This is a genomic window from Vescimonas sp., from assembly GCF_057856985.1.
This window is the reverse complement of record NZ_DBLZXX010000011.1, coordinates 1-24,469: the sequence shown is the minus strand read 5'-3', so window position 1 is coordinate 24,469 and position 24,469 is coordinate 1. Positions and strand designations below refer to the sequence as shown.

The following is a 24,469-nucleotide window of genomic DNA, read 5'->3' as shown; positions in this document are numbered from 1 at the left end:
GTCCGCCCCCTCTTACAGGCTGCACTTGCCGCGGCGGATATACTTGCCGTCCGGCCCCGCCAGCACACGGCCCTCGTTGACGGCCAGCTTGCCCCGCAGCCACACCTGTCTGATGGAGCCGCGGGTCACCACGCCCTCGTAGGGATTGTAGTCCGCCGCGCCCACCATATCCTCGGCGCGGATGACGTGGTCGGCCTGGGGATCGTACACCACGATGTCCGCGTCTGCGCCCTCGGCGATGATGCCCTTGCGGGGGAACATGCCGTACAGGCGGGCGGGGTTCTCCGCCAGCACGCGGCACATGGCGGCCAGACTGATCTTCCGCGTGGTGACGCCGAAGGTGTAGATCAGCTCGCCCCGGGTCTCTACCCCGGGCAGACCGCCGGGGATGGCGGTGAAGTCGTCCTTTCCCGCCAGCTTCTGGGCTGTGGTGAAGCTGCAGTGGTCGGTGGACACCGTCTGCACCTCGCCGCGGCGGATAGCCTGCCACAGGGTCTTCCGGTCCGCCGCCTTGCGGATGGGCGGCGCGCAGACATATTTGGCAGCCTGTAACCAGTCCTCGTTGTCGTAGACGCTGTCATCCAGAATGAGGTACTGGGGGCAGGTCTCCACGTACACCTTCTGGCCGCGGCGGCGCGCCGCCTCGATCTCCCGCAGGGACGCGGCGCTGGTGGTATGTACGATCACCACCGGAATATCCACGGCCTCGGCGATGTGCAGCAGGCGTCCCACGGCCTCCGCCTCCAGAAAATCGGGACGGGTGCGGGGATGGCAGCCCACGCTGCCCTGCTCGCCGGCAGCCTTCTTCTCCTCGATGAGGGCGTCGATGACGCCTGCGTTCTCGCAGTGTACGCCGCAGATGCCGCCCTTCTCCTTCAGCTTCTTCAGCGCCTTATACATCAGCTTGTCGCCGATCATCATGGCGGGATACGTCATATACATCTTGAAGGAGGAGATGCCCTCGGCGTACATGTCGTCGATCTCGCTTTCGATGGTGTCGTTCCAGTCGTCGATGGTCATGTGGAAGCCGTAGTCGCAGGCGCACTTGCCGTCCGCCTTCTCATGCCACAGCCGCAGGCCGTCGTGGAGCGTCTCGCCCTTGTTGGGGCAGGCGAAGTCCACCACCGTGGTGGTGCCGCCCCGCAGCGCTGCCCTGGAGCCGGAGGCGAAATCGTCCGCCGTGGTGGTATTGCACACGTCCAGATCGAAGTGGGTATGGGCGTCGATGAATCCGGGCAGCAGCAGCATGCCTGCGGCGTCCACCACCTGCGCATCGTCCACATGGATGTCACGGGTCACCCGCTGTATCTTCTCGCCGTCCACCAGCACGTCCGCCCGCCGCGTGCCCTTGCCGGACACCACGGTGCCGTTCTTGAACAAAATTCTCATCTCAGGGCCCTCCTGTTTCTTTTGTAGTCTTTTGGGGATACCATCAGTTAACAAGGGCAAACACGGTTTTGACGGGCAAAACTGCTTCGCACCTGTCGGTGATGGATTTTCGAGTGATTTTTGGTTTTTGAGACGCAGGCGGGCATGTGCCCGCCAAGGTGAAAAGGGCAAAAAGCGCCGAAAAGCCGCGCTGACAGGCGTGTTTGCCCTTGTTAACTGATGGTATTATACCACTATCTTTTTTTGGTGGCAACTACCTCCACAGCCGGATATAGCCGCCGTCCCGCAGCTGCTTCACCAGCATCAGCGCCATGGGGGCCAGCACCATCCCCGCCACGCCCATGGCGCAGAAGCCCACGTACATGGCGCACAGCGATGCCAGCGGCGGCAGTCCCGCCTGGGCCGCCATCAGCTTGGGCTCCAGCACGCTGCGCACCACGGAGATCACCGCGAACAGCGCCAGCAGCGCGATGCCCCGGGGCACGGCGCCCAGCAGGCATTCCACTGCCGCCCAGGGCACCAGCACCGTCCCCGTCCCGAACACCGGCAGCGCGTCGATCAGGGCGATCAGCGCCGCCAGCAGCAGCGCGTACTCCTGCCGCATCAGCAGCAGTCCCGCCAGCAGCTGGCAAAACGTCACCGCCAGCAGGATGCACTCCGCCTTCAGCCACTTTCCCAGTGTGGCGAACACGCTGGACTTCACTCCCCTGGCCCGCTCCAGCCGCGATCCCAGCTGCCGCCGGAAAAAGCCCCTCACCGCCGGATAGGCGCTGAGGGTAAAAAACACCGCCAGCACCGTGGTGCCGCAGGCCAGCAGTACCCGCGGCAATGCCGCCATGGCGCGGCCCGCACCCTGTAAAACGGCGGAGGACACCTGCCCCGCCAGCTCCGCCGCCCGCCGGGGCAGGCTGTCCAGCATGTGCTCCGCCGTCTGGCGCACCCCATCGGGACAGGCGGCGCAGAAGCCCTCCAGCCGCCGCTCCAGCGACGCCATGGTCTCCGGCAGGGCGGCCAGCAGCTCCGGCAGTGACGACACCAGCGCCACCGCCTGCTCCACCAACTGCACCGCCAGCGCGATCAGCACCGCCAGTACACCGCCCACCAGCACCAGCGTCAGCACCGCCGCCGTAAAGCTCCGCCGCAGGTGCAGGCGGCGCTGGGCACGGACGATCAGCGGCTCCAGCAGCGCCGCAGCGCCCAGTGCCAGCAGAAACGGCAGCAGCCATACCAGCGCGTAGCGCAATACCAGCCAGCTCACTCCCGCCATAGCCGCCCACCAGAGCAGGCCCAGTACCTGTTCCCGCCTTTGCTCCATCGCCGTACCTCCCTTTCACAGAATTTTTACAAAATTTTTCTTGTCTTTTTCGCTTTACCGTGATAACATAACTCATATTAGACAAATGTGCGCATTACGCGGACACATTGGAGGGAACATGGAGAAAAAAAAGTACTATCTCGTCTCTGCGGAGGCGCTGCCGGAGGTCTTTATCAAAGTGGCGGAGGCCAAGCGTATGCTGCAGGTGGGCGAGGCCGACACCGTGGGCGAGGCCGCACGTCTCGTGGGCATCAGCCGCAGCGCCTTCTATAAGTATAAGGATGCGGTGCAGCCGTTTCAGAACATGCGGGCGGGCCATATCATCACGTTTTACGCACTGCTCAAGGATATTCCGGGCGTGCTGTCCAATTACCTGTCTATTTTTGCCAATTCCGGCGCGAATATTCTCACCATCAACCAGACCATCCCCACCAACGGCTGCGCCGGCGTCACCATTTCCGCCGAGACCAGCGACATGGTCGAGGGGCTGGAGGAGCTGATGGCCCGGGCTTCCTCCGCCGAGGGCGTGCTGAAATTCGAGATCATGGCGGGCTGACCGCCAATACGCCTTGTAGGTTATCCCCGACAAAAAAGGCGGGCAAAAAATACCGAAAACAGGTAGGTTTACCGGAAACTTTAGCACCACAAAGCGAAAAAGCGTCATTTTACCGATGGATTCAATGGACTTTTTTGGCAAAAATGACAATTGACGCCGCCGTACCGCGTGTGGTAAGTTACAGAAAACTTCGGGAAAGGAGAACGCCGGACATGTTGAAGCAGTATCAGGCATACGCATATAGCTTTTACTTTTACTTTACCTTTACGGATGAAGTAAAAGCGATTTGTGATGCCCAGAAACGCTGCTGATCAGGAAGGCCGCTCTCCACCGGAGACGGAACGACATGAAAGCCGCCCTATGGACCACAAGTCCACGGGGCGGCTTTTTTGCATCCCAATTTCACAAAATCACGATCAGGAGGAACCCAAGATGAAACGAAATGCCACCCGGCGGCTGCTGACCGCCCTCCTCGCCGCCGCCATGTGTCTGAGCATGGCCGCCTGCGGCAGCAAGCCCGCCGCCGACAACGGCAGCTCCGATACCGACGCCTCTGCCGGTGACGACGCCGCCAGAAAGTACACCATCGGCGTGTGCCAGCTGGTGACCCACGATGCGCTGGACGCCGCCACCCAGGGCTTCATCGACGCCGTGCAGGAGAAGCTGGGCGCGGACAACGTGGACATCTCCGTCCAGAACGCCGCCAATGACCAGAATGTCTGCACCACCATCGTCAACACCTTCGTCTCCCAGAAGGTCGATCTGATCATGGCCAACGCCACCCCGTCCCTGCAGGCCGCGTATAACGCCACCACCGAGATCCCCATCCTGGGCACGGCCGTCACCGAGTACGGTGTGGCGCTGGGCCTCAAGGACTTCAACGGCACCGTGGGCGGCAACGTCTCCGGCACCTCCGATCTGGCGCCCCTCACCGAGCAGGCGGACATGATCCTGGAGCTGTTCCCCGAGGCCAAGACTGTGGGCCTGCTGTACTGCTCCGCCGAGCCCAACTCCGAGTATCAGGTCCAGGTGGTGGAGGAATACCTCACCGGTAAGGGCATTACCTGCGTGCGCTACTCCTTCGCTGACTCCAACGATGTGGCCGCCGTCACCACCAAGGCCGCTGCCGACAGCGATGTCATCTACATCCCCACCGACAACACTGCCGCCTCCTGCACCGAGACCATCGGCAACATCGTCCTCAATGCCGGTACGCCGGTGGTGGCCGGTGAACAGGGCATCTGCGCCGGCTGCGGCGTGGCCACCCTCTCCATCAGCTACTACGATCTGGGCTACAAGACCGGTGAGATGGCCGCCCAGATCCTTACCGGCGAGGCTGACATCTCCCAGATGGCCATCGCCTACGCCCCCGCCGCCAAGATGTACAACCCCACCATGTGCGAAGCCCTGAACATCACCGTTCCCGACGGCTACACCGCCATGGAATAAACCAAAAACAGGAAGGTCTGGTGTTCCCACATGACACAGCTATTGAATGCGATCCCCGGCGCGCTGGCCCAGGGCCTGATCTGGGGCGTGATGGCCATCGGCGTTTACATTACCTATAAAGTTCTGGATATTGCCGACCTGACCGTGGACGGCTCCCTCTGCACCGGCGCGGCGGTGTGTACCATGCTGCTGCTCGCGGGCCACAGCCCATGGATCGCCATGCTGTGCGCCGTGCTGGCCGGCCTGCTGGCCGGCACGGTGACGGGCCTGCTCCACGTGCTGCTGGGTATCCCGCCCATTCTGGCGGGCATCCTGACCCAGATGGTGCTCTGGTCCGTGAACCTGAAGATCCTGGGCAAGGCGAACCAGGCCCTGCCAGCCCGCAGCATCGACGTACTGCTGACCCAGATGAACATCCCCGCCGCGCTGCCGGTGCTGCTGGGCTGGGCGGCGGTGCTGGTGACCCTGCTGGTCCTGTTCTTCAGCACCGAGCTGGGCTGTGCCCTCCGCGCCACCGGCTGCAACCCCGTGATGAGCCGGGCCCAGGGCGTGAACACCGGCTTGATGAAGGTCATCGGTCTGGCGCTGTCCAACGCCGTGGTGGCTATGTCCGGCGGCCTGCTGTGTCAGTATCAGGGCTACACCGATGTGAACATGGGACGCGGCGCCGTAGTCATCGGTCTGGCCGCCGTGGTCATCGGGCAGGCCGTACTGGGCCGCCATGGCGGCCACATGGCCGCCCAGCTGGGCGGCGTGGTGCTGGGCGCTGTCATCTACTACATCGTCTATCAGGTCATCATCTTCGCCGGTTTCGACACCGACCTTCTGAAAATGTTCTCCGCCGTCGTGGTGGCGGTATTCCTGGGTGTGCCCCATGTCCGCGATCAGATCCGTACCAATTCCCGTATCAAAAAAGGAGGCTCCCGTCATGCTGAGAATGTGTAACATCACCAAGACCTTCAACAGCGGCACCGTGGATGAGCGTGTGGCGCTGGATCACATGGACCTGACCCTGCAGGACGGCGATTTCGTCACCGTCATCGGCGGCAACGGCGCCGGTAAGAGCACCATGCAGAATGCCATCTGCGGCACATGGCAGCCAGATGAGGGCAGCATTGAGCTGGACGGCGTCAACGTCTCCGGCATGCCGGAGTATAAGCGCGCCCGCTATCTGGGCCGCGTATATCAGGACCCCATGATGGGCACCTCCGCCGGTATGGAGATCGAGGAGAATCTGGCGCTGGCGGTGCGCCGCGGCAAGCGCCACACCCTGCGTCTGGGTATCCGCCGCAGCGAGCGGGAGGATTACCGCCGCCGTCTGAAGGAGCTGGGGCTGGGTCTGGAGGACCGCCTCACCACCAAGGTGGGCACCCTCTCCGGCGGTCAGCGGCAGGCTCTGACGCTGCTGATGGCTACCCTCCAGCAGCCCAAGCTGCTGCTGTTGGACGAGCACACCGCCGCTCTGGATCCCCAGACCGCCGCCCGCGTCATGGAGCTCACCGACCGGCTGGTGCAGGAGAACCACCTGACCACCCTGATGATCACCCACAACATGCGGGATGCCATCCGCTACGGCAACCGCCTGCTGATGCTCCACAACGGCCGCATCGTGCTGGACATCTCCGGCGAGGAGAAGTCCAGGCTCACCGTGGCCGATCTGATGGACATGTTCCGCAAGGTCAGCGGCCGCGAATACGACAACGACCGCACCCTGCTGGCGTGACGATACCGCAAAAAAAGAGACACCCTCTCGGGTGTCTCTTTTTATGGCGTTTCGGCTCAGTTGTAGAGATAGCCGTATTTGTCGCGGATGGTGACGATGAGCTTCTCCAGATCGGCGGGCAGGTCGTTCTTCCCGTCGAGATCGTAGTCTCTGGGCTCGCCGAAGGTACGGACGCGCACCTTGCCGCCGCCCAGGAACAGCACACCGGCGTTGTGGGAATCCACCATGTCCTCTGCGGTCTGGAACAGGGTGAACTTGTCGTGGCACGGCTCGGAGGCGTAGGGGCAGAACTGGGTGCAGTTGCCGCACTCGTTGCACATCTTGTCCACGTGGACGATCTGGTGGCTGCCGTCGGCCATGCGGATCGCCACATTGGCGCGGTTGGGGCAGGAATCCACGCAGTTCTCGCACACGGTGGCGCACTGCAGGCAGCGCTCGCCCTCGCAGCAGACGCAGCCGCTCATGGCCAGAATGCCCTTCTTGGCCTCGGCATCCGCCTTGGTGACGTAGGCCTGCTCCGGAATGTCGTAGGTATGGGCCTCGCCGATGACCGCCTCGGCAAAGGCGGCGGCGTCAGCGATACCCTCCACCACGGTGGCGGGGCCGCGCTTGGCGTCACCGGCGGCGTACACGCCCTCCACGTTGGTCCGGAAGGCGGGACGGCCCTTCTTGTCCAGCTCGATGCCGTTGGCGGCCATCAGCGCGTCGTCCACCTGCTCGCCCACGGCGGAGATCACCAGATCGCAGGGGATGTGGAAGAACTCACCGCTGCCCACAGGGCTGCGGCGGCCGGAGGCATCGGCCTCGCCCAGCACCATCTTCTCGCAGGTCAGCACGCCGTCGGCCTGCCTGACGGGAGCGGCCAGCTCGGCGAACGTCACGCCGTCGGCCAGCGCCAGCGCCAGCTCATGCTCGTCGGCGGGCATATACTTGCGGGTCCGGCGGTACACCAGCGTCACGTGCTCCGCACCGCTGCGCTTGGCAAGGCGCGCCGCGTCCATGGCGGTGTTGCCGCCGCCGATGACGGCGATATTCCCGGCCACGCCGATGTTGCCGGCCTTCACGCCCTTCATCCACTGGATGGCGCCGGCCACATCGCCGGCGATGTCCAGCTTGCCGGGCTTCCACGCACCCACAGCCAGCAGGATGTGGGTGTAGCCCATCTTCTTCAGCTCGTCCACGGAGGGGGCGGGCGCGCCGCACTTCACCTCCACGCCGTACTGCTCCATGAGGGCGATATCCTTCTCGATGACCTCGTTGGCAATGCGGAAGGCGGGGATCACGTGGCGGGGCACGCCGCCCAGACAGCTCTCCCGTTCGAAGATCGTCGTCTCGATACCGGCTCTGCCGCAGAAGTAGGCGGCAGCGATGCCGGTGGGGCCGCCGCCGATGATGGCGACGCGCTTACCCTCCACCTTGGCGGGCCGCTTGATGGAGGCCATCAGAGCGTTGTAGCCCTTCTGGGCCGCCAGCAGCTTGGTGTCGCGGATGCGGACGGACTCGTCATAGAAATTACGGCTGCACTTGGTCTGGCAGCGATGGGCGCAGATGGTGCCGGTGATGAACGGCAGGGGGTTCTTCTCAGTGATGAGCTTCAGCGCCGGGCCGTACAGTCCCTTATTGCACAGCTCCATATACTCGGGAATATCCTGCGCGATGGGGCAGCCGCCCTTGCAGGGTGCGGTGAAGCAGTCGATCCAGGGCACCTGCTTCTCGCTCTTGCGGCTGGGCAGGGGCTTGATGGGCTTGACGTGGTGGACATCGGTGTGGCTGGCGCTGCTCATGTCGCAGATGGCCTGCGTATCCGTGCCGGCAAAAGGCTTATACGCCATGGGCTCCACCTTCTCCACCATCTGGTACAGCCGGTTGTAGCCGCCGGGCTTGAGGATGGTGGTGGCCACGGTGATGGGCCAGATGCCCGCCGCAAACAGCTTGTCGCAGTTGAAATACTCCGCGCCGCCGGCGAAGGAGATCCGCATCTTGCCCTTGAACTGGCGGGAGATGCGGTGGCACATCTCGATGGTCAGCGGGAACAGGCTGCGGCCGGACATGTACATCTCGTCGTTGGGCAGCTCGCCCCGGGTGGTGTCCACGGGGAAGGTGTTGCTCAGCTTCAGGCCGAACTCCAGGCCCTTGCTGTCCGCCAGCGCCTGCAGCCGCTCAAACATGGGCACTGCGTCGGCCCATTGCAGATCCTCGTTGAAGTGGTGCTCGTCGAACACGATGTAGTCGTAGCCCATGCTGTCCAGCGTGCGCCGCGCCGTCTCGTAGCCCAGGATGGTGGGGTTGCACTTCACGAAGGTGTGCAGGTGCTTCTCGGAGATGAGGTAGCTGGCGATACGCTCGATCTCATCGGGGGGACAGCCGTGGAGCGTGGACACGGTGACGCTGCGGCTGACGCGGGGGGAGATACCGTCGATATAGGCGCTCTCCGCGGGGAACAGCTCCTTCAGGACAGCCTTGCACTCGCCGAAGATCGCGGTCCGGTTGGCGTCCATCATACCGTCGATGTAGGTGTTGACCTTCTCGCCCTTGATGCCCTCCAGATCGTAGCCCACGGACATGTTGAACACGAAGCCGTCGGGATCGCCGAAGCCGTAGACGCGGCTCAGCACCTTCAGGGCGCACCACGCCTTGATGTACTCGTCCATGGCCTGCGGCACGGTGAGCTCGGTGGACCACTCCTGATTATAGCCCTCATCGTTGGCGAGGATGCAGGGGCGGGGGACGCAGGCGGCCAGATCGGCGCCGTCCATCTTCTGGACGGTCTTGACCTCGAAGAACCGGGCGCCGGCCATATAGGCGGCGATGATGTTCTGGGCCAGCTGGCTGTTGGGACCGGCGGCGGGTCCGAAGGGGGTCTCGATGCGCTCGCCGAAGATGGGCAGGCTCTTGCCCGTGGCCTTATAGGCCTTGCGCACGCCGAAGATCTCGCCGGACGCGGCGTATTCCTCCACCACCCAGTTCATCAGGGACTTGAACGGGATGGGATACATTTTCTCAGACATAGGTCATCCTCCTTTGTGGTGATCGTTGGTGTCTCAATAGGTACGGTGGTTCAGGTCGCCCCACAGCTTCTTGGCGGCCTCCAGGATGTGGGCGTTCTCCGCCTCCTCGTCGATGCCCACCAGCACGCGGTCCTGCATCAGCACCTTACCGGCGGCGATGGTGGTCTGGCACTGGCGGCCGGTCATGCCGAAGATCATGTGGCCGTCGATGTTCTCGTCGGAGAACGGGGTGAACGGCTTGTAGTCCATGACGATGATGTCCGCCGCCGCGCCGGCCTTCAGCACGCCCAGCTCATCGGGGAAGTACCGCGCGCCGATCCTGGCATTGTTCTTGAACAGCATATCCGTGACCTCGCACCAGCCCACATTGGGCAGGCAGTTCTGGCTCCGCTGGGAGCACAGAGCCACCTTCAGGGACTCCAGCATGTCGTTGGTGTAGGCGTCGGTGCCCATACCCAGCAGGATGCCCCGCTTGTACAGCTGCAATACGGGGCAGATGCCGATGGCGTTGCCCATGTTGGACTCGGGGTTGTTCACCACCATGGTCCCCGTCTCCCTGATGATGTCCATCTCGGCGGTGTTCACATGGATGCAGTGGCCCAGAATGGTCTTTTCGCCCAGAATGCCGTGATCCTGCAGGCGCTGCACCGGGCGGCGGCCGTAGTTCTGGAGGGAGTCGTACACGTCGTTCATGCCCTCGGACACGTGGATGTGGTAGCCGGTGCGGCCGTTGTTGGCCTCCACCATGCGGTCAAAGGTCTTGTCGCTGATGGTGAACAGCGCGTGGCCGCCGAACATGGCCGCCAGCATGGGATCGTTCTGCTTCTGGCAGTAGGTGATGAAGTCGGCGTTCTCCTTGATGGCCTGAAGGCACTTCTCCTCGCCGTCGCGGTCGCTGACCTCGTAGCACAGACAGGAGCGCAGACCCAGACGGCGGCTCTCCTCGCTGATGGTGAACAGGGTGCCGGGGATCTCGCCGTAGCTGGCGTGGTGGTCGAAAACGGTGGTGACGCCCTGCTTGATGCTGTCCATATACAGGGCAGTGGCGCTGGCGCGGGTGCCATCCATCATCAGGTGGCGGTCGATGGCCCACCACGTACCGTCCAGCACCTCGTAGAAGTTGGTGGGGTTGTTGCCCACGATGCTCAGGCCCCGGGCCAGTGCAGAGTAGATGTGGGTGTGGGCGTTGATAAACGCGGGCATGATGACGCCGCCCTTGGCGTCGATGATGTGGGCGTCAGCGTACTTGGCCCGCAGCGCGGCCTCCTCGCCCACCTCTACGATCTTCGTGCCCTCAAAGGCCACCGCACCGTGCTCATAATAGCCCTTCCCGTCTGCATCGCGGGTAATGAGCCGTCCGTTTGTTACCAGATTCATCTGCAAGCTCCTCCTCTTTCGTAGTCGTTCCTTCTGTTGTGTTCCCCATTTTGTGCAGCCATGCTTCCCGCGCCGCACCCCTGCGGCGGTGCTGCCGCCCCTGCGGGATGGCTTTCCCCCAGCGGAATAACAAAAAGTGCCCCAGTCCCCCGTTTCAGGAGACCGAAACACTCAAGCTTCTGCCGAGTGATAGTTGCAGCCCGTGCGCGAAGCACTTCCTTACAGCTACCAATCTTGGATTGTCGTCTATATTTTACAGGACAGCACCGGAAAAATCAATATTTTTTTGCCGGACCTTACAATTTTTTTGCCGCCGCCCGTGTATTTGCCCCCACTGGGGAATGTTCCGCGCGCTCCGGCGCGTTTCTTTCGCTGCACCCCCCCTTCTCGCACTCGTAGGGGCCGGCGTCCCCGACGGCCCGCTTCTTGTTCTTTTGCCAAAGGGATATTTCGCGCTCCGGCGCGACAGCCTTTTGCCCACGGCGGCAAAAGGCTGCAAAAACGCCGCCAAAAACCAATGGTTTTTGGAATTCCTTTCGTCCGATTGCAGTTGCGGTGCAAAAGGGTTCCGCAGCGAATCGCCTCTGCGCCTACCCTCGCTGCCGCTGACATGGCACGCAGAGAGCAATGGTCACCCTCCCGTTTGGGCGATTATCGAATCGCGCACTTGCCGCCAGCGGCGGCAAGTGTAGGTGCGGCCCGCTGGGCCGCGCTCGGAAGCGCGGAACATTCCTTTTGAAAATAAATCAGCGGGTCGCTGCGGGCGGTGCGTGAGGGCGCTGCGTCCCCCAGTACGCAAAAAAGAAAGACCGCCGAAGCGGTCTTTCTTTTTTGGTTCAGAACTAAGTTCTAATTAGAACTCCTTCTTCTTGCCGATCACAACGGCGGAACCAGCAACGCTCATCAGAGCCATGCCAGCGTACATAGCGACACCGGCGTCGAAGGTCTTGGGAGAGCCCTTACCATCGGTGGTGGTGGAAGCGTTGGCACCCTTAGCGGTGAAGTTGAAGCCGATGATGTCACCGTTGTCCAGAACGGCGACGTTCTTCTTGCCATCAGCGGTAGCGGCATCCTTGGAAGGATACACGGTGGCAACGGTCTTGCAGTTCTTGCAGGTGTACTGGGTGGCGTTGTCATTCTTGTCGTACTTGGTAGCTTCCCACTCGTGAGCGACCAGCTCCAGATCGTCGCCCAGGACGGTGACGGCAACCAGCTTGTTGTCGACCAGAACGTTCACAGCGCCCTTCTTGTCAGCCACATAGTAGGTCACAACATCGTCCTTGGTGGAGGTGTAGTAGGTCTCGTCGGTGTCAACATCCAGCTGACCGCAGCCATCGCCAACAGCCTTGAAAGCAGTGGCCTTAGCAACATAGTAGGGGCTGTCGACCTGAACCAGATACAGGGGGGCCTTGCCGGAAGTGGTGAGCTTCAGGTCATAGGTCTTGGCATCAGCAGCGACAACATAGTAGCTGGTCACGCCGTTCATGGTCACGTCATAGTGAGCGACCATGCCATCGCCGGCCTTCTTGTCGTAGGTAGCCTTGCAGGTCTCATAGGTGACGTCCTTAGCGATTTCCTTGCCGGTCTTGTCATAAGCAGTGTACTTCACAGCGGCGAAAGCGGTAACGCACAGAGCCATGGCCATGACCATAGCAAGAACAGTTGCGATGATCTTCTTCATGTTTGTTTCCTCCATAAAAAATTTTTTGATCGGTTTCCCATCCCCGCCTTCCCCGTCTCCGTCAGCTTACACCACGGAGCCGGCTCCGGAAGGTCCGGTTCGCCTTTCACGGTGACAGTATACCATATCCGCGAAATAAATCAAGGGACTTGACCCCGAAAAATGCGAAAAAACTCATAAATAAATGTTAAAAAAGGATTAAATTTTCCGAAACGTACCGATTTTCCCACAGTTCACGGAATATCCATAACTTTTCTGGAGCAAACGCACCTCCATCGATGCCCACTTTTTCGCGCATTCTGCGCGTTACGGCGCAAATAATATGATAATTGCACCTCGTGCCGCGTATTTTCTGCCAAAACGCGGCATTTTTCCGCGCCGCGCCGCCGCACGCGCGGACAGTTCGTAACAATTTGCCCGCCGCAGACGCGCACCGCACCCCCTGCGCCGCCCGCGCCCCATTATATTATATAAGGTATCCGTCCCGCCCGCAGCAGGTTTTTTCAAATTTTTTCGCAAAAAAAGAGGAAGCCGCCGATTTTTGCGGTATACTCTACTGTGAGAAATGTTGCACGGCCCCGTGCAAGCCTGCATTCTGCCGGAGAGGAGGTACGCTTCGTGTTTGACCAGCGCTTTCTGGACGAGCTCATCGCCCGCAGCGACATCGTGGACGTGGTGTCCGGCTATGTCGCCCTGCAGCGCAAGGGCGGCAACCTGTTTGGCCTGTGCCCCTTCCACAACGAAAAGACCCCCTCCTTCTCCGTGTCGCCGGACAAGCAGATCTACCACTGCTTCGGCTGCAAGAAGGGCGGCGGCGTCATCAACTTCATCATGGAGATCGAGAACCTGACGTTCCCCGAGGCCGTGCGGTTTCTGGCCAAGAGGGCCAACCTGCCGGTGCCGGAGGACGACGGCCCGCAGGACGGCGCGGACCGGCTGCGCCGCCGTGTGCTGGAGCTGAACCGCGATGCCGCCCGCTGGTACTACGACCTGCTGTGCTCGCCGGAGGGCGCGGCGGTGCAGGCGTATCTGGACAAGCGGCAGATCCGGAAAAGCATCGCCGTCCGCTTCGGCATGGGCGCATCCCCCGACCGGTGGGACGGCCTGCTCACCGCCATGACCCGCAGGGGCTACACCAAGGAGGAGCTGCTGGCCGCCGGTCTGGTGGTCAACGGCAGGAACGGCCGCCTGTACGACAAGTTCCGCAACCGCCTGATGCTACCGGTCATCGACACCCGCGGCGACGTGGTGGGCTTCGGCAGCCGCGTCATCGACAACTCCGAGCCCAAGTACATGAATACCACCGAGACCATTACATATAGTAAACGGCGTATCCTCTACGGGCTGAATCTGGCAAAAAAAACCAAGCGGCCCAACATCATCCTCTGCGAGGGCAATCTGGACGTGGTGACACTGCATCAGGCTGGCTTCGACAATGCCGTGGCCTCCATGGGCACGGCCCTCACCGTGGAGCAGACCCGCCTGCTCAGCCGCTTCACCAAGGAGCTGGTGCTGTGCTACGACAACGACAACGCCGGTCAGCTGGCCACCCAGCGGGCGCTGGAGCTGCTGAACAATTCCGAGTTCAGCGTCAAGGTGCTGAAGCTGCCCAACCGCATGGTGGACGGCCAGCCCACCAAGCAGGACGCCGACGATTTCATCAAAAACTACGGCCCCGCCGCCTTCGAGAACCTGCTGTCCGGCAGTGAGAACGGCGTGGAGTTCCGTATGACCCAGATCGCCGCCCGCTACGATCTCACCTCCGACGAGGGCCGCATCGGCTACGCCGGTGAGATGGCCGAGGAGCTGTGCCGTCTGGAAAACGCCGTGGAGCGGGACGTGTACACCAACCGCGCCGCCCAGACGGCGGGCCTGTCGCCGGAGGCCATGAAGCTGGAGGTGCAGCGGGCCTTCAAGCGCCGCGCCGCCCGGGACCGCAAGGCCCGGGAGCGGCAGGAGCTGAACCTGACCCGTTCGCTCCAGCCGGCGGACCGCGCCATCCGCTACGACGACCTGCGCAGCGCCATGGCGGAGGAGGGCGTCATCCGCCTGCTGATGCAGGACGACAGCCTGTTCCCCGACCAGCCGCCGCTGCGGGAGGATGAATTCTCCTCCCCCCTGCTGGGCCGCATCTACGGGGAGCTGTGGCGCTGCCGCGGCAGCGGCAGCAGCATGGCGGCGCTCAGCGCCAGCCTGACGCCGGAGGAGATGAGCCACCTCACCACCCTCCTGCAAAAGCCGGAGTCCACGGCCAACGCGCCTCAGGCGCTGGCGGACTATATCCGCATCATCCGCGAGGAAGGTGTCAAACGCAGCGGCCGCAGCGCTATGGACGCGCTGGCTGCCGCCCGCGATACATATAAAGATAAAAAAGGTTACGGAGGAAAGCGAACATGACTGACGAGAAATATACCGCCAAGGAGCTGGAGGAGATGGCCAACGCCCTGCTGACTCAGGACAAGTCCGCCGATAAGGCCAAAAGCGCCAAGCCCGCCGTTAAGGCGGAGAAGGCCGCGGAAAATCCCGAGAAGGCAGACGATGGCAAGCATCCGGTGGCCAGCAGGGGCAAGCTGGACGAAAAGGCCATCGCCGCCCTGCCCGCCGCCGCGCTGCTCAACGCCAACGAAAAGCTGAAGGACCTGTTCGTCAAGGGCAAGAAGAAGGGCCGTCTGGACGCCGGCGAGCTGTCCGACGTACTGGACGAGATGGATCTGGACGGTGACCAGATGGACTCTATCTACGACTCGCTGGAGACGCTGGGCATCGAGGTAGGCACCGAGGACTTCCTGGCCGCCCTGCCCGACGAGGACGGTGAGCCCGCCATGGAGGAGATCGCCGAGATCGAGGAGGAGGAGCTGGTCGACCCCAACTCGCTGGTAGACAGCTTCAACATCGACGATCCCGTCCGCATGTACCTGAAGGAGATCGGCAAGGTCCCCCTGCTCACCGCCGATCAGGAGGTGGAGCTGGCCACCGCCATGAGCGCCGGCCGCGAAGCAAAGGAGCGTCTGGCGGAGCTGGAGGAGTCCGGCGAGACCCTGCCCGAGGATGAGATGGCAGCCCTGAAAAAGCAGCTGAAGGCCGGTGAGCGCGCCAAGCAGCAGCTGGCCGAGGCCAACCTCCGTCTGGTGGTTTCCATCGCCAAGCGCTACGTGGGCCGCGGCATGCTGTTCCTGGACCTGATCCAGGAGGGCAATCTGGGCCTCATCAAGGCCGTGGAAAAGTTTGACTATACCAAGGGCTACAAGTTCTCCACCTACGCCACCTGGTGGATCCGGCAGGCTATCACCCGCGCCATCGCCGATCAGGCCCGCACCATCCGCATCCCCGTCCATATGGTGGAGACCATCAACAAGGTCATCCGCGTCTCCCGCCAGCTGCTGCAGGAGCTGGGCCACGATCCCAGCCCCGAGGAGATCAGCGAGGAGATGAACATGCCCGTGGACAAGGTCCGCGAGATCTTGAAAATTGCTCAGGAGCCGGTGTCGCTGGAGACGCCGATCGGCGAGGAGGAGGACTCCCATCTGGGCGACTTCATCCCCGATGAGGGCGCCAGCGAACCCAGTGAGGCCGCCAGCTTCACTCTGCTGAAGGAGCAGCTGGTGGACGTGCTCAGCACCCTGACTCCCCGTGAGGAGAAGGTGCTGAAGCTGCGCTTCGGCATCGAGGATGGCCGCACCCGCACGCTGGAGGAGGTAGGCAAGGAGTTCAACGTCACCCGTGAGCGCATCCGCCAGATCGAGGCCAAGGCCCTGCGGAAGCTGCGCCACCCCTCCCGCTCCAAGAAGCTGAAGGACTTCCTGAACTGAGCCCCGACGACTGAAAAGCCCCGGCCATTACGGCCGGGGCTTTTTCTGTCACCGCTTCACTTTTTCCAATGCTTCAGGTTCGGCACCACGGCCTCCATGTGGGCGCGGACCTGCTCCGCCGGCCAGCTCTCGCTGGCCATGTGCGCCACGCAGAAGTCGATGAGCTGCTCCTTACTGGTATACGTGAACGTGCCGTCGGTATAGCACCATTTGCAGTACTCCTCGTTGAAGGCGCCATCCGGCTCCCTGCTGGTGGCGGCATCCTCCAGCGGCATCCCGCAGCACTGGCAGACCAGCTGCCGCGGCGCGCCCAGCAGCGTGTTGATGGAGACATCAAACAGCCGGGAAAGCTGCTTCAGTGTCTCCGTATTCGGCGTGGTCTCGCCGTTTTCCCAGCGGGACACCGCCTGTCTGGTGACAAACAGCTTCTCCGCCAGCTCATCCTGTGACAGACCCTTTTCCGTTCTCAGCCTGCGTATCATATCCTTCGTATCCATAGAGAATCCTCCTTGCTGTACCATCAATGTAGCACAGATCGCCGCCGCAGACAAGCAACCGTCTGTTGCGGTCACACCCGGCTCAGCAGCACGCGGCATTGGCCCTCCACGGCGTAGTCTCCCAACGCGGCGGGCAGGAAGTAGGAGTCTCCCTGCCGCAGGGGATACCGGACGCCGCCGTGGACGACGGCCCCCTCCCCCTCCACGCACAGCAGGTGCCGGAAGGAGTCGCCGCCGCAGGTCAGCGCCGCCCGGGTCTCCACGTCCAGCCGCGCCGCGGAGAAGTAGTCGCAGGCGCACAGCGCCGTCTCCGTCCAGCCCGCATGGGCCGTGACGCCCAGCGGCTGGCAGGCCCGCGCCGCCATCGGCGTATAGCGCAGCACCGCCGCGGCGCGGTCCAGATGCAGGGGCCGCAGCTGCCCGTCGGCGCCGCGGCGCCGGTAATCGTAGACACGAAAGGTGGTGTCGGAGTTCTGCTGGATCTCGGCGACGAGGATACCGGCGCAGATGGCGTGGATGGTGCCGGGCAGGATAAAAAAGGCGTCGCCCTTCTTCACCGGCACACGGTTCAGCACCTCGCAAATGGTGCCGTCCTCTGCGCGGCGGCGGAACTCCTCCGCCGTGATCTCGCGGGCAAAGCCAAAGTAGATGCCGGCGTTCTCGTCGCAGTCCACGATGTACCACATCTCCGCCTTGCCCGCCTCGCCGCGGTCCCGCAGGGCCGTCTCGTCGGAGGGATGGACCTGGATGGACAGGTCCTTCCGGGCGTCGATGAGCTTTGCCAGCAGCGGGAATTCCCGCATATCCGCGCAGTTTTTGCCCCAGAACGCCTCCCGGTCCAGAGCCGCCAAATCGTCCAGCGTCCGGCCCGCCAGCGTGCCGCCCTCCACCACGGACACACCCTCCGGCCGCTGGGCCAGCTCCCAGCTCTCCGCCGTGATCTCCGGCGCGTCCTCCTTGTGATAGGCCGCCCGCAGGCGGTGTCCGCCCCAGAGGTACTCCTTGTACGCAGGATGCAGCTTCAGCGGCGTGAGTTCCATATATTTCCATTTCCTTTCCACTGTTATGTCACCCGTATGATAGCACGGCGGCGCGGACGTGGCAAGCGGGTTTTTTGCTGTTTTCCGCCGGAAAATGCGGCAAACGCAGTTCATGATGAAGAAGTTTCTTTTCCCCCTCCCCTGCGGACCGCCAGCGCCGGTGCGCAGGGGCCGCCGATCTCTCTCCTCCCGCCGGAGCGGCGGGGAGGACACGCCGTATCATGCAGAAAATATTTGTTTTTCCCTCTCGCTTTCCCGTGGGATGTGTGCTATGATAGGGGGAAATCTCAGCACTTTATCCCACGAAAGGAGCTTTTCCCATGCTGGATATTTTCGACATTTTGGGCCCCGTGATGATCGGGCCGTCCAGTTCCCATACAGCGGGCGCCGCCCGCATCGGCTTCATTGCCCGCGCCCTGCTGGGTACGCCGCCGGTAAAGGCCGCCATCCACCTGTACGGCTCCTTCGCCGAGACCGGCGCGGGCCACGGCACTGACCGCGCGCTGGTGGGCGGTCTGCTGGGGATGAAGCCGGACGACGAGCGGCTGCCCTTCGCCTTTGACGAGGCCAAAAAGGCGGGCCTCACCTACACCATTGATGAGATTGAGCTGCGGGACGCTCACCCCAACACCGCCGTCATCGAGGCCTGGTCCGCCGACGGCAAGGATCTGGTGATGCAGGCGTCGTCTCTGGGCGGCGGGCGCATCATGGTCAATAAGCTGGACGGCATCGACGTGAACTTCACCGGCATGTACAACACGCTGGTCATCCGCAACGAGGACGCCAGCGGCACCGTGGCCGCCGTCACCTCCATCCTCAGCCAGCTGCGGGTCAACGTGGCCAACATGAGCCTGTACCGCCACAAACGGGGCGGCGACGCGCTGATGGTCATCGAGACGGACCAGCACCTCAAGCCCCACCAGGTGGCGTTCCTGTCGGAGCTGCCGGGTATCCTTTCCATAACCTACTACGACAAGGAGGAGGATGAAGATGTCTCTGGATTCGATGAAGGAGATCTTTGAGCATATGGAGCAGGAGGGCAAGCCCTTCTGGGAGATCGTGCTGGAGGCCGACATGGACGACCGCCAGGTGTCGCGGAACCAGTCCATGGCCAAGATGCTGCTGACGTGGCAGGCCATGGCGGACGCTGCCGACAACTACACCGGACGGCGGCGCAGCGTCAGCGGTCTGGTAGGCGGCGACGGCATGAAGATGCGGCAGTACTGCTTCCGCGGCGAGGCCATGTCCGGCGGCTACGTCAGCGAGGTCATCGCCGAGGCGCTGTCCATGGCGGAGTCCAACGCCTGCATGTGCCGCATCGTAGCGGCTCCCACGGCGGGAGCCTGCGGCGTGCTGCCGGCAGTGCTGCTGCCCCTGTGCAAGTACGAGGAGATCAGCCAGCACCAGCTACTGGAGGCATTGTATGTGGCCAGCGGCATCGGGGCGATCATTGCCCGCCGCGCCTGCATCGCCGGTGCGTCCGGCGGCTGTCAGGCGGAGATCGGCACCGCGTCCGCCATGGCGGCCGGTGCGCTGGTGGCCCTGCGGGGCGGCACCGGCCAGCAGATCGGCCACGCTGTGGCCATGGCGCTGAAGAACCTGATGGGGCTGGTCTGCGACCCTGTGGCAGGTCTGGTAGAGGTGCCCTGCGTGAAGCGGAACGTCATCGGCGCAGTCAATGCCGTCAGCGTGGCGGACATGGCCATGGCGGGCATCACCAGCCGTATCCCTGTGGACGAGGTCATCGACGCCATGGGCGAGGTGGGCCGCAGGATGCCCGTGGAGTTCCGTGAGACGGCGCTGGGCGGTCTGGCGGTAACGCCCACCGGCAAGGCCATCAATGAGAAAATGCGGCAGAGCCGCGGCTGAGGAGGGCGCTATGATACTGGATTTTGACAAGTCGGCGGCTCAGGTGGTGCCCCATTTCAAGGGCGGCGCGGGGGAGGCCCAGGTGCGCACGGCGGTGCAGGACGGCATGGGCCGCATCCTGACGCTGACGCTGCCGGTGGGCTCGTCCATCGGGCTGCACACCCACGAGGGCAACTGTGAGATCATCCACGTGCTGTCCGGCAGCGGCGTGTGCCATGACGATGGGCAGGACGTGGCGCTGCGGGCCGGTATGACCCACTACTGTCCGGAGGGGCACAGCCACGGCATCGACAACGACGGCGCGGAACCGCTGGTGCTGCTGGCGGTGCTGCCGGAGCTGCGGTAAGCGCGATGCGCGGCGTCCTGCGGAACGCAGGACGCCGTTTTTTCTGCGGCAGGACGGCAAAAGAAATGGGCAGGAAATGCAGTTTCGTGCTTGACAAACGCCCGTCGGTATAGTATACTGACTAACGGACTGATGGTTCGGTGACATAGCCAAGTGGTAAGGCAAGGGTCTGCAAAACCCTCATTCCCCGGTTCAAATCCGGGTGTCACCTCCATATTTACTAAACGGTATAGATGCGTCTGGCGAAAAGCCAGGCGCATCAACCGTTTCCGGGCTTTTTCAGGCCCGGATTTCTTCTTTCAAACCATAGATGCAAATCGCCGTTTCAGGGCGTCTGCCCCGATTCGAACCGGACGTTTTCTCTTTTCAGGCAGATGCATTCAGCCAGCGCCCTTTTTGAGCGGCGATTTTTCCGGCTGACAGCGGTATTTTTCTTAAAAAAGAATCACAAAGATTTGGGCGTCGTTTTGTTGGTCTTGCCAGACCAATGGAGCGGCGCCCTTTTTCATTTCAAAAAGGGCGCTGGTCGCAGTGCCTGTATTTGTAGGTCGGAACATGATTGTTCCGGCCTTATTTTTTTGCACACGGGAGGAGTTATATGAGTATCAGCGCAGAAGAAAAGAACCGTTACCTCAGAGAGACAGCAATCGTCCTTGCCCGAGAAGGATTTCACACGGATAGGACTCACACTGGCGGGCTTCGTGTCCTGCTTGACGGCGCACCGCTGTGTGAGGTGACCGAGAACGGCGGCATTACCTACCGCAATGAGGATATCGACGAGCCGGAACGGATCGATGCCAAGGACAAGGTGTATGAGATCGTCAGGACCACAGTGGAGTATATGCGGCAGATGGAGACGGCGCCCTTTTTGAAAGCCGACGGTCTGGAGGACGGCTACAAGGTGCTGGCAGATTTCAACGGCATCGTGCTGGCCGGTATCCAGAGCAAATATGGTGCCCAGTTCGTTACTTGGGACTGGAGCTTTGACCGCAAGGGCGTATGTCATGGTCATTACTACACCGGTCTATATTCGTCCGGCAACTATGACGCGGTGAAGCGGGACTTTGCCGTTCGCTCCGGACTGATCCCCAAGCAGCAGCTCTTCCAGGAGGAGCAGCTTATTGAGATCTATCGCTGCTGTACGGACACCCTGCAGGGCGGTTTTGAACTGTCATACGATCAGGAAAAGACGATTCAGGAGGTACGAAAGCAGATCGAGGAGTGTCTGCCTGACATCATGGAGCGTATCCAGCAGCAGGACGCAGAACCGACGCAGGAGCAAACAATGTAATATCAAACGGTAAGGGCCGGAGTCTTAGCAATAAGATTCCGGCCCTTTATTCGTTTCAGAGAGGAGTTCGTTTATGCCGTGTTATTTCATGCGAGACATGCCGCTGCAGGCGCTGGAGCAGTTGATGATGTCTCAGCCTGGTCAAAAGCCCCGAGGTGGCGGGATATACCGCAGCCCATTCCATTACACGCCCAAAGATGTGGCGTGCGAATACTGCCAGAACTATGTCCGCAAGCATCCGTGCCGCCTGTGCGAATGCACCTGCCTGGAGGAACGGATCGAAGCAGGCGTACTGGAGTTGAATTCGTTCGTGAGGGACTGCTTCGCACCCTCTATGGGATCGCAGCTCCGAAAACGGATGCGTCAGCAATTCAGAGAAAAAAAGGCTCAATTTTTCCTGTCCGATGCCCACCGGCGAAGATGGACACACTGGCGAGAACGCTGCTGGCGCTTGTCCGACCGGAACAAAGCCGCCCTCTTCCTGCTCACGGCGTATGAGAGCCTTTGGCGCAGGATGGTCTGGAAATGCGGGAACGACGGCTTTGACTTCCAAAGCGTCTGTCTCGGAGGGATTGAGCCGGAGCTCTATAGTGTTTACCAGGCGGCGAAGGCCATTGCTGTCGGCTGCTGCAATATCACTCTTGCAGACCTTGCGTCTCCGGAATTGGTCACAGATGAGGCGTTCCACCTGATCACCGGCGCACTGCTGATGGCCAAGTACGGAGATGTGGTTTTGAATTTGGAAAAAGGAGTGGATGAAACATGATGATACAAGCGGTGCTCGGCAATCCGCATCACCCGGAATATGGCGTGGCAACTATCCCGTTCCCCATCCCCCACGACCAGTACGCACACTGCATGGAACTGCTGGAGGCTCTGGAGATTGGCGATGCGGTCAAAGCCGACTGCCAGGTACAGGAGATCAACAGCTTTTACTCTGTGCTCAAGCGCACGGAGATGCTCACGGTCAATGTGGAGGAGCTAAACTACCTTGCCAAACGGCTGGATAGCTTTGATACCGGCGAAGCCGCTCAGTTTCAGGCGATGGCTCACAAGCTGGAGCTTTTTGAACTGAAGGATCTAATCAACCTGACCTTCTGCTGCCAACAGGCCACGGTCATCACAGATTTTTCTGACCTCTCCGCTGTTGGCCGGGATCACTACATGAATCTGCACGGCGGCAGCGCCAAAACGGAGCAACTGGATGCTCTGGACGGTGAGGAAACGGCACGGCGGCTCATCGAGAGCGGCAGTGGCACGATCACCCCCTACGGCGTGGTTTACGACAACGGCATGAAACTGGAGCAGGTCTACGATGGACGGTTTTTCCCCTGCTATTACTATGAACCGAATGCCATCACCGTTGCGGTGACCTCCAAAGCCGAGCCGGAGGACACCGAACACATCACATGGCTGTTTCTCCCCATGGTGCAGGAGGAGATCGACCGTGCTCTCCAGCGTGCGGGCATCGCGGATCCTGCGGATGTCCGGCTTCGCTTGGAGGATACTCAACTGCCGGATGAAGTGGATGTGCTGCTGGATATGGAACAGGAAAACCTTGCGGACCTCAATGCACTGGCACAGGCAGCGGATGAGTTATCCTCGGATGACATGAAAAAGCTGGGCGCTGTGATAACGCTGGCAAAGCCGCAGAATGCGGAACAGATCAAAAACCTCGTAGAGAATCTCGACCTGTTTGATTTCGCTCCCGGTGCGCATACACCGGAGGAATACGGCAGGTACATGATTCAGCAGTCCGGTCACTTCGACTACGATGAGAATCTGGATGAGTTTTATGACTACGAGGGCTACGCCATGCAGCGCATGAATGAGGAGGACGGAATGTTTACAGGCAGAGGCTATATTGCCTACAAGGGCTATACCAGTCTGGCGGAGATCATGGAGGGCGGTCAGTGCAGCCGCATGGAGATGGGAGACATGGCATGATCATTCAGGCAGAATTGAGGCGAAAGCAGTCTGAGTACGAGGGTGAAGCCTGTGTTGTAGACAAGGTCATTGAACTTCCCGCCCAGCGGTTTCAGCAGTTCAGTCGTGCGCTGCTGGCGGACTATGATTTCATCGCAGAGAACAAAAATGCCATCCGGCACGATGATGCTGCCAGGCACTGCCTGCTCATCCTCGATGCGGAGGGAACAGACGGCATCCTCGTTGACCCGCAGGGGTACAACTACGCCCGATACAGCGCTTTTGTCCCAAATGCCCGCAGTCTGCTGACGCCGGATATGGCAATCGACCGCAGCTACCTTTCACCGGCAGAACCTTGGAGAGATGAGAACCGGGATGAAATGCTCCGCATGACATTGCGCGTCGATGGAAAGCCGGACTACACCCTCGTCCTCCCCGCTGACGAGGATTACCTCAGCGCCGTGAAGGCTTACCTCGACATCGATGTTTTCGCGGATGCGATGCTCCGTGATATTCGCTTCAAGGTACCTTATATTGGAGAACTGATCTGCGACACGGATTGCCCTGCCGTAGAGGATTACAACGACTTTGCGGAAGCATTGGAAGGCATCTGGCAGAAGGACGGGATGCTTCTGACCTATGCCGCTGTGTTGGATGCCGAGAAGCCGGAAACTTTGCGTGGAGCTTTAGAGCTCCTGCAGAATCTGGATAACTACCAGCGCATCGTAGATACCTACGGCTATGGTCAGCAGCGCTTGCAGGAAACGCTGGGACTGGACGATGAGGCCGTCCGCGAACTGGAAGGTTACATGGACTTTGAAAAGTATGGTACTGACTGCATGGAAAATGACCATGTGGTAGAAACGGAGTTTGGTCGGCTGCGGCGTTTAGAGTCACCTTTTCCCGAACAGACACAGGGACAGCAAATGTTTCAGTAGCTATTACTGCCGATGTGTGCTATGTTGTGTAGCTATACCATAAGAAAGAGGTGAAAATGATGGAAAATATGAGCAGATTCCATATCCGTCCGGCCCGCCCAGATGAGGCGGGCCTATTTTATACTCCGCACCCCGAAGAAGATAAGCGGCGGGGTACTGGATGGCTTCGTAGACCTCTATCGGAAAGCGTATCAGGAGCTGGGCCTGTTCGGCCCGGAGCATTGCGTCGGTGACCGTGCCGAGCAGGATTACATC

The 24,469-nt window shown here is 61.4% G+C and carries 21 protein-coding genes and 1 tRNA gene; 14 read left to right on the top strand and 8 right to left on the bottom strand.

The window, feature by feature from the left end:
* Positions 1–12: 12 nt before the first annotated feature.
* Together hydA and ytvI are read right to left on the bottom strand one after the other, a co-directional pair.
* Entirely contained in the window at positions 13–1,389 is a 1,377-nt protein-coding gene (gene hydA / locus ACZM22_RS07910) for a dihydropyrimidinase (RefSeq protein WP_489543677.1), read from the bottom strand.
* 253 nt (positions 1,390–1,642) lie between these two features.
* Positions 1,643–2,704 (bottom strand): sporulation integral membrane protein YtvI, encoded by a 1,062-nt coding sequence (gene ytvI / locus ACZM22_RS07905; RefSeq protein WP_483268021.1) that lies wholly within the window; start codon positions 2,702–2,704, stop codon positions 1,643–1,645.
* A 118-nt stretch (positions 2,705–2,822) separates the two neighbouring features.
* Between ytvI and ACZM22_RS07900 the strand changes: the two genes are divergently transcribed.
* The 4 genes from ACZM22_RS07900 (at position 2,823) to ACZM22_RS07885 (ending at position 6,432) form a co-directional block, all read left to right on the top strand.
* Positions 2,823–3,260, top strand: a complete 438-nt coding sequence (locus ACZM22_RS07900) for an ACT domain-containing protein (protein ID WP_483268022.1) — start codon at positions 2,823–2,825, stop codon at positions 3,258–3,260.
* A gap of 432 nt (positions 3,261–3,692) precedes the next feature.
* The gene (locus ACZM22_RS07895) at positions 3,693–4,709 is read left to right on the top strand and encodes an ABC transporter substrate-binding protein (RefSeq protein WP_483268023.1); all 1,017 of its coding nucleotides are present in this window, start codon (positions 3,693–3,695) and stop codon (positions 4,707–4,709) included.
* Positions 4,710–4,739: 30 nt separating this feature from the next.
* Positions 4,740–5,654 (top strand): ABC transporter permease, encoded by a 915-nt coding sequence (locus tag ACZM22_RS07890; RefSeq protein ID WP_484424492.1) that lies wholly within the window; start codon positions 4,740–4,742, stop codon positions 5,652–5,654.
* Complete coding sequence (locus tag ACZM22_RS07885; protein WP_484424493.1) at positions 5,638–6,432, top strand: ABC transporter ATP-binding protein; 795 nt, start codon at positions 5,638–5,640, stop codon at positions 6,430–6,432. Before ACZM22_RS07890 ends, ACZM22_RS07885 begins: the two co-directional genes overlap by 17 nt.
* 56 nt (positions 6,433–6,488) lie before the next feature.
* On the opposite strand, the gene ygfK is transcribed toward ACZM22_RS07885, so the two are convergent.
* The 3 genes from ygfK to ACZM22_RS07870 all read right to left on the bottom strand — a co-directional run bounded on the left by ygfK (position 6,489) and on the right by ACZM22_RS07870 (position 12,498).
* Entirely contained in the window at positions 6,489–9,440 is a 2,952-nt protein-coding gene (ygfK, locus tag ACZM22_RS07880; RefSeq protein WP_489543676.1) for a putative selenate reductase subunit YgfK, read from the bottom strand.
* A 33-nt stretch (positions 9,441–9,473) separates the two neighbouring features.
* Positions 9,474–10,817, bottom strand: coding sequence for a putative aminohydrolase SsnA (gene ssnA / locus ACZM22_RS07875; RefSeq protein ID WP_489543675.1), 1,344 nt, complete (start codon positions 10,815–10,817; stop codon positions 9,474–9,476).
* Positions 10,818–11,670: 853 nt separating this feature from the next.
* Entirely contained in the window at positions 11,671–12,498 is an 828-nt protein-coding gene (locus ACZM22_RS07870) for a hypothetical protein (protein ID WP_483268028.1), read from the bottom strand.
* 618 nt (positions 12,499–13,116) lie between these two features.
* On the opposite strand from ACZM22_RS07870, the gene dnaG reads away from it, so the two are divergent.
* Positions 13,117–14,895 (top strand): DNA primase, encoded by a 1,779-nt coding sequence (gene dnaG, locus ACZM22_RS07865; RefSeq protein ID WP_489543674.1) that lies wholly within the window; start codon positions 13,117–13,119, stop codon positions 14,893–14,895.
* Positions 14,892–16,307, top strand: a complete 1,416-nt coding sequence (gene rpoD, locus ACZM22_RS07860) for an RNA polymerase sigma factor RpoD (RefSeq protein ID WP_484437358.1) — start codon at positions 14,892–14,894, stop codon at positions 16,305–16,307. The genes dnaG and rpoD overlap by 4 nt, the downstream gene beginning before the upstream one ends.
* A 56-nt stretch (positions 16,308–16,363) precedes the next feature.
* On the opposite strand, the gene ACZM22_RS07855 is transcribed toward rpoD, so the two are convergent.
* Together ACZM22_RS07855 and ACZM22_RS07850 are read right to left on the bottom strand one after the other, a co-directional pair.
* Positions 16,364–16,804: a zinc ribbon domain-containing protein gene (locus ACZM22_RS07855; protein ID WP_489543673.1), complete on the bottom strand. Its 441-nt coding sequence runs from the start codon at positions 16,802–16,804 to the stop codon at positions 16,364–16,366.
* A 71-nt stretch (positions 16,805–16,875) separates the two neighbouring features.
* Positions 16,876–17,844: a type I phosphomannose isomerase catalytic subunit gene (locus tag ACZM22_RS07850; protein WP_489543672.1), complete on the bottom strand. Its 969-nt coding sequence runs from the start codon at positions 17,842–17,844 to the stop codon at positions 16,876–16,878.
* 320 nt (positions 17,845–18,164) lie between these two features.
* Here ACZM22_RS07850 and sdaAB point away from each other — a divergent pair, with 320 nt between their 5' ends.
* From sdaAB to ACZM22_RS07810, 8 genes are all read left to right on the top strand, one after another.
* Entirely contained in the window at positions 18,165–18,866 is a 702-nt protein-coding gene (gene sdaAB, locus ACZM22_RS07845) for an L-serine ammonia-lyase, iron-sulfur-dependent subunit beta (RefSeq protein WP_484424500.1), read from the top strand.
* The gene (sdaAA, locus tag ACZM22_RS07840; RefSeq protein ID WP_484424501.1) at positions 18,835–19,713 is read left to right on the top strand and encodes an L-serine ammonia-lyase, iron-sulfur-dependent, subunit alpha; all 879 of its coding nucleotides are present in this window, start codon (positions 18,835–18,837) and stop codon (positions 19,711–19,713) included. Before sdaAB ends, sdaAA begins: the two co-directional genes overlap by 32 nt.
* A 10-nt stretch (positions 19,714–19,723) precedes the next feature.
* Positions 19,724–20,059, top strand: coding sequence for a cupin domain-containing protein (locus tag ACZM22_RS07835; RefSeq protein WP_484424502.1), 336 nt, complete (start codon positions 19,724–19,726; stop codon positions 20,057–20,059).
* Positions 20,060–20,198: 139 nt separating this feature from the next.
* Positions 20,199–20,273 (top strand) — tRNA-Cys (locus tag ACZM22_RS07830).
* 384 nt (positions 20,274–20,657) lie between these two features.
* On the top strand, positions 20,658–21,350 hold the full coding sequence (locus ACZM22_RS07825; protein ID WP_489543671.1) for a hypothetical protein: 693 nt from the start codon (positions 20,658–20,660) through the stop codon (positions 21,348–21,350).
* Positions 21,351–21,423: 73 nt separating this feature from the next.
* Positions 21,424–22,116: a hypothetical protein gene (locus ACZM22_RS07820; protein WP_489543670.1), complete on the top strand. Its 693-nt coding sequence runs from the start codon at positions 21,424–21,426 to the stop codon at positions 22,114–22,116.
* Positions 22,113–23,297 (top strand): antirestriction protein ArdA, encoded by a 1,185-nt coding sequence (locus ACZM22_RS07815; protein WP_489543669.1) that lies wholly within the window; start codon positions 22,113–22,115, stop codon positions 23,295–23,297. Before ACZM22_RS07820 ends, ACZM22_RS07815 begins: the two co-directional genes overlap by 4 nt.
* The gene (locus tag ACZM22_RS07810; RefSeq protein WP_489543668.1) at positions 23,294–24,214 is read left to right on the top strand and encodes a DUF6329 domain-containing protein; all 921 of its coding nucleotides are present in this window, start codon (positions 23,294–23,296) and stop codon (positions 24,212–24,214) included. Before ACZM22_RS07815 ends, ACZM22_RS07810 begins: the two co-directional genes overlap by 4 nt.
* Positions 24,215–24,217: 3 nt before the next feature.
* Here the strand turns inward: ACZM22_RS07810 and ACZM22_RS07805 are convergent.
* Positions 24,218–24,469 (bottom strand): hypothetical protein (locus tag ACZM22_RS07805; protein ID WP_489543667.1); only part of this gene is annotated, 252 nt, incomplete at its 5' end.